This is a genomic window from Silvanigrella sp. (assembly GCF_044369315.1).
Taxonomy (GTDB): Bacteria; Bdellovibrionota_B; Oligoflexia; order Silvanigrellales; family Silvanigrellaceae; genus Silvanigrella.
In genome coordinates, this window is sequence record NZ_JBIPMD010000215.1 from 1 (window position 1) to 5377 (window position 5377).

Below are 5377 nucleotides of genomic sequence, written 5' to 3' on the forward strand. Positions count from 1 at the left end.
CCTACGCAATGAATATCATCTCTGGGAGCCGGATGTGGGAAAACTACAAGTCCGGTTCTGCAGGGGTTTCATGGCAATGAATTACTTTATTTGAAAGGAAATAAAAGTCATGTCTCTACCTACCATGAACGTTTCTCCATCTTTTAATTTAACAACTTGTGCTTTTTTTACAAAATTTAAATTTTTAATAGATTCTGAAAATTTTTCTTCATTTGAAGAAACTTCAGATTTATTCCTATGCATGGAATGTGCGTTTTCATCTGCAAAAGCAATATTAGAAATAAATAAGAAGGCTAAAAGAAAAATTGATTTATTTATAAATTTCATGAAATTCCTTTTTAATTAAGTTATAGAATTAACGACATAACCACCATCAATAAAAATACATTCACCTGTTATATAAGTAGATGCATTTGAAGCTAAAAGAAAAATAATGCCATCTAGCTCAGAATATAAACCGATTCTTTCAAGAGGAATGGTTCGTTTTATAGTTTCTTGACCTTGTGGACTCAAAATATAATTTCGATTCATATCTGTTTCAAAAAAACCAGGAGCAATTGCATTTACTCTAATTTTATATTGTGCAAATTCTAATGCTAATTTTTGAGTTAAAGAAGCAACTGCAGACTTTGAAATACCATACATTGGATTTCCGATTCTTGTTCTATTCGCTACAGTTGAAGAAATATTAATAATACTTCCTTGTATTTTCTGAATAGACATGTCTTTCGCTGCTATTTTTGTTAAATTCCATAATGCTTTTAAATTTGTATCAAAGACCTCATCCCAGTCCGATAATGTCGATTCAAAAACAGGTTTTTTAACTTTTGGAGAATAGCCTGCATTATTAATAAGAACGTCAATACCATTTAAGCTTTGAAATAATTCTGTTAATTTAGTATCAACAGAATTATAATCTAAAATATCTAAAGGTAATATTGTAATTTTACCAATTTTATCTTGTACTTCATTCTTTAAATCTTGTAATAAACTTTCTCTTCTTGCGCAAGCGATAACATGAGCACCTGCTTCGATCAAAATTTTGGAAAAATGTTTTCCTAATCCAGATGAAGCTCCTGTTATTAATATTTTTTTATCTTTAACAGAAAATATTTTATTTTGCATATTTTTATTCCAAAGAGTTTAAATTATTCAAATTTTATACCAACGGCATGTAACCATTCAGGTGTAGGATTTAAAATTTTTCTTGTTTCTAAATCAAAAAAAGCTAAAACAAAATTAGCTTCCGTACAAATTTCATTTTTTGAATTTATTATTTTTTGGGTTAAATTAAGAATTTTTGATTTTGCATCTGTGCACATTGTCTCAATATTTATTTTTTCTCTTAATTTTATTTCTTTTATAAACTTTAAATTTGCTTCTAAAACAATAGGCCCTTTTTTTAATTTATGAATTTCATTTAGTCCATATCCATTTATCGTAATAAATTCCCAGCGAGCTTCTTCAAATATCTGTATATAAACAGCATTATTTACATGACCAAAAGAATCCAAATGATTTTCTTTAATGATCATTTCATAGTTAAATTTGGAAGCTTCTTTAATTTTAGTCATAAATCTCCTAAAAATAAATTATGGAAATCAATTTTGCCATAACCCCTATCTTCCTGTTATAACATTCGTAACAAACCGGAACAAGAACCGGTAATTTAAGGATTTAAAATGTTTAAGAAAAATAATTTAATAAAATTATGTTTAGCAGTTTTTTTTATTCAACACGCCAAGGCTCAATGTGAGGAAAATATTATTTTAGAAGTAAATCCCTTACTTTTAATAAATCAAGGGATCGGATTAAATTCTGAGTTTGCTTTCATTGACAACTATTCTGTAGGATTTAATTTAGAATATTTTAGACAAAATCCTTATATGGCAAATGGAGTTACTGCAAATCGTTATATTTACACAGCAGCACCGTTTTTGCATTATTATTTTTTTACGAATAAAATGTTTGGCCCTTTTATTGGTGCAAAAATAAATTTGACCTATTCACAATCAAGTATTTCAGACTCTGACACAAATATTCAATACAATATTTTTTATGCAGCTCCTATTTTACAAGCAGGATACCGTTTTCGGAGTGAATCGGGATTTACCTTATCGGCATATATTGGAATCGGTTATAAAAGTAAAAAGGATACTTTTGATAATAGTGCTTTTCCAAACTCAAAATCGGATAATCTAGATTGGAAACTAGCCAATGAAAAGCTCCATAAAAATGTCACCCAACTTCAGCCTGATTATGGTTTAACATTGGGATACCTGTTTTAAAATATAAAAAAAACAATAATAAATATTTATTAATTAACTGAATAAGATTTTTCTTGAAATTCTACTTCCGCAATTCCGCCATGACCCGATAAAATCAGTTCAATGTTTTTCCCTGCCATTTCAGCAGGTAATTTTGTTCTTTGAGATAGATACATAATAAATATAGAAAATACAGCTAAAACAATAAAATCATATCCAACTGTAATTATACTTAATCCACCTTCAAAGGAACCAAATTTAGTTAATACACAAAGACCAGCAAGGTAAATAAATATCCATGAAGCATTTTTCCAAGTTGAGATATTTTCTTTCACTTCTTTACGATAAATTAAACGAGAAAGATAAATACAGAAGCCAACAAGTACTGCTACAAATAACTTACTCATGATCTCCCAGCCAGACCAAAAAAGCATAAGGTTACAGATATAAAAGGCAACTAAACAAAATAATTTATGGATAGGAAGACGAAAAGGTCTGTGTAAATCGGGTTGTTGATCTCTTAATGCAACAATACAAATGGGAACTATCGCATATCCTGCAATCATTGTAGAAGACAAAAAGGCTACCATCCCTTGCCAGCCTGGAAATGGTAAAAAAGCAAGCATACCAAAAAAGAAATTTACCCAAACACTTGTTATTGGAATTCCTTTTTTATCAATTTTCTTTATCTGCTCTGGAATATAACCATTCGCACTTAATGCATATAAAACTCGAGAACTCGATGCAGCATAAACAATTCCTGCGCCAAGTGGAGATATAATGGCATCAACATAAAGCATATAGGCAACCCAAACAACTCCGAGAGTTACTGCCAAACCTGCGAGAGGTCCTGCATCACCTGCAAAAGCCAAGCCAGACCAACCATTTTTTAAAGCATCTTCTGGAATCGCAACTAAAAAAGAAATTTGTAATAAGATATATAATAAAGCACCTAAAAGAACGGATCCGATAATCGCTTTTGGAATATTTTTTTGGGGATCCTTTGTTTCAGCGGCCATCATAATCCCAATTTGAAACCCATTAAATGAAAATACGATCCCAGCAACTGCTAATGCAGAAAGAATGCCATGCCATCCATAAGGAGCAAAACCACCTGCTGATTCTAATGTTAAGTTATTTGTTCCTTTAGCGTTTAAGAAAAAGATAATAATAGCAATTGCAGGAACAATTATTTTCCAAATACTGAATATTTTATTTGTATCAGACATGAATTTTACGCCACGTGTATTTATATAAACCAGTAGCAGCATTAATATCGTAGCAATAATATAACCACTTGTTGTTAAATGATGAATATTATTTTCAACTCTAGTCAAGGATGGAAAAAAATTAGTCATGTATTGAATAGTTGCTTGAACTTCTATTGGAGTTAATACCAAAAATGAAAGCCAAGATATCCAACCAAGCAAAAAACCTGCTAATTTTCCATGAGTAAAAAATGGGTAGTTAGCAATCCCTCCTGCAATAGGAAAAAGGGTGCCTAATTCAGCAAATGTTAATGCAATAATTATGATAAATACTGTTGCAATTAACCATGACACAATAGCTGCAGGACCAGCGTGTTGGGCGGCATATAAAGAACTAAAAAGCCATCCAGACCCAACCATCGCTCCAATAGAAGCGAACATAACACCACCAGCACCTATTTGTCGTTTAAATTGCATAAATTATCTCCGAATCAAAAGTTTCACTAATGTAAAAACAACACATGGTTTATATGAAAACGAGTCTCTTGTCTAATGAAACTAGAGTCGCAATCATTTCATATAACCTAAATATAATAAATACAATAATTTAAGGTTGTAACTCGCTATCTATCTAGCATAAGTTAGAAATTCAATTATTTTTATGAAAAAGTATTTGGTGCTCTATCCATATAGACATATTCAAATAGCGTTGATAGTCTTTTAATGCATAGACAAATGCAAAGTATTTAAAATTGTTATTTATTATAATCATAATAAAGGAGTTCGAATGAAAGGTGACGTTAACGTTATAAAAGCTTTAAATGAGGTTTTAACGGGAGAACTGACAGCTATTAACCAATACTTTTTACACGCCAGAATGTGCAAAAATTGGGGTTATAATCGAATTGCTGAAAAGACATATAAAGAATCTATTGAAGAAATGAAACATGCTCAAGATCTTTTAGATCGTATTCTATTTTTAGATGGAATTCCAAATCTTCAAAAACTGGATAAATTAAATATTGGTGAAACTGTAAAAGAACAAATCGAAGCCGATTTAGCTTTAGAATTTATGGCTGTTGACCGTTTAAAAAGAGGTATCGACACTTGTGAAGCCGCTCGTGATCATACAAGCGCTGAAATGTTAGAAGAAATTTTGGAAGATGAAGAAGAACATATTGACTGGCTAGAGACTCAGTTGAGTTTAATTAAGGACATTGGCTACGAGAACTACCTCTCGCAACAACTGCATGAGCATTCGTAAGAGATAAATCATTATGTTGTTTATTTGCTTCTGACTCTACCATAAGTTTTAAAGCATCTAAACAACAGCCGCAGCCTGTCCCAGCCTGGCATTCATTTTGAACACCTTCTGTAGTAATAATACCACTTTGGACTATTTTTTTAATTTCACCGCATGAGATGCCGTAGCAAAGGCACATGAGCATAAAATCTGTTCTCCTTCTCTTCCCATATCCTTGGAAGTCTATCGGAGTTAGAATATCTCAACTGAGAACTATTCTCAAGTTTTTGTGATAATAATTCTCATTATTGTCAAAATGGGGGGGGGGGAATAAAAATGGCTGATGGTGCTACCGAGCTACTGAAACGGAAAAAAGGCGGTTTGACCAAAACTATCTAATCTTAGTATTGGATACTGAAGTCGCCAAGAAAACCTCTGTTTTTATGGTGGTCAAAAAATCGCTTCATTTTATCAGATTTTTTATAAGAAAACCCATTCATAAAATCTAAACTAAAATTACTATCGAATTTTAGTTTTCTCGCGCTTAGAAAGTCAAGCCATGATCTTCCCCCAATTTTATAGACACAATTAACCGACCTTTTTCATTGGTCTAGTTATTTCAAATATAACTGGAGACAGATATCCATTCGACGAATGCT

At 31.5% G+C, this 5377-nt stretch carries 7 protein-coding genes; 2 read left to right on the plus strand and 5 right to left on the minus strand.

Annotated elements, in window-relative coordinates; translation table 11 throughout:
• Positions 1 to 81: 81 nt before the first annotated feature.
• From ACIQ56_RS13855 to ACIQ56_RS13865, 3 genes are read right to left on the minus strand one after another with little or no spacing between them, the layout of a single operon-like run.
• Complete coding sequence (locus tag ACIQ56_RS13855) at positions 82 to 327, minus strand: hypothetical protein (protein WP_397601640.1); 246 nt, start codon at positions 325 to 327, stop codon at positions 82 to 84.
• Positions 328 to 342: 15 nt separating this feature from the next.
• Positions 343 to 1125 (minus strand): SDR family NAD(P)-dependent oxidoreductase, encoded by a 783-nt coding sequence (locus tag ACIQ56_RS13860; RefSeq protein WP_397601641.1) that lies wholly within the window; start codon positions 1123 to 1125, stop codon positions 343 to 345.
• 23 nt (positions 1126 to 1148) lie between these two features.
• On the minus strand, positions 1149 to 1574 hold the full coding sequence (locus tag ACIQ56_RS13865) for an acyl-CoA thioesterase (RefSeq protein ID WP_397601642.1): 426 nt from the start codon (positions 1572 to 1574) through the stop codon (positions 1149 to 1151).
• Positions 1575 to 1682: 108 nt separating this feature from the next.
• On the opposite strand from ACIQ56_RS13865, the gene ACIQ56_RS13870 reads away from it, so the two are divergent.
• Complete coding sequence (locus tag ACIQ56_RS13870; protein ID WP_397601643.1) at positions 1683 to 2288, plus strand: DUF3575 domain-containing protein; 606 nt, start codon at positions 1683 to 1685, stop codon at positions 2286 to 2288.
• 29 nt (positions 2289 to 2317) lie between these two features.
• On the opposite strand, the gene ACIQ56_RS13875 is transcribed toward ACIQ56_RS13870, so the two are convergent.
• A complete protein-coding gene (locus ACIQ56_RS13875) occupies positions 2318 to 3952 on the minus strand; it encodes an APC family permease (protein WP_397601644.1) in 1635 nt (544 codons plus the stop codon).
• Positions 3953 to 4262: 310 nt separating this feature from the next.
• Here ACIQ56_RS13875 and bfr point away from each other — a divergent pair, with 310 nt between their 5' ends.
• Entirely contained in the window at positions 4263 to 4739 is a 477-nt protein-coding gene (gene bfr / locus ACIQ56_RS13880; protein WP_397601645.1) for a bacterioferritin, read from the plus strand.
• Here bfr and ACIQ56_RS13885 read toward each other — a convergent pair.
• Positions 4684 to 4923 carry a bacterioferritin-associated ferredoxin gene (locus ACIQ56_RS13885; RefSeq protein ID WP_397601646.1) on the minus strand — a complete coding sequence of 80 codons (240 nt, stop codon included), beginning with the start codon at positions 4921 to 4923 and terminating at the stop codon, positions 4684 to 4686. The genes bfr and ACIQ56_RS13885 overlap by 56 nt on opposite strands.
• Positions 4924 to 5377: the final 454 nt, after the last annotated feature.

Bases quoted from the DNA above. Each gene is read 5' to 3' on its own strand.
- ACIQ56_RS13855 (WP_397601640.1), bottom strand. From the start codon at position 327: ATGAAATTTATAAATAAATCAATTTTTCTTTTAGCCTTCTTATTTATT.
- ACIQ56_RS13865 (WP_397601642.1), bottom strand. From the start codon at position 1,574: ATGACTAAAATTAAAGAAGCTTCCAAATTTAACTATGAAATGATCATT.
- ACIQ56_RS13885 (WP_397601646.1), bottom strand. From the start codon at position 4,923: ATGCTCATGTGCCTTTGCTACGGCATCTCATGCGGTGAAATTAAAAAA.
- ACIQ56_RS13860 (WP_397601641.1), bottom strand. From the start codon at position 1,125: ATGCAAAATAAAATATTTTCTGTTAAAGATAAAAAAATATTAATAACA.
- ACIQ56_RS13870 (WP_397601643.1), top strand. From the start codon at position 1,683: ATGTTTAAGAAAAATAATTTAATAAAATTATGTTTAGCAGTTTTTTTT.
- bfr (WP_397601645.1), top strand. From the start codon at position 4,263: ATGAAAGGTGACGTTAACGTTATAAAAGCTTTAAATGAGGTTTTAACG.
- ACIQ56_RS13875 (WP_397601644.1), bottom strand. From the start codon at position 3,952: ATGCAATTTAAACGACAAATAGGTGCTGGTGGTGTTATGTTCGCTTCT.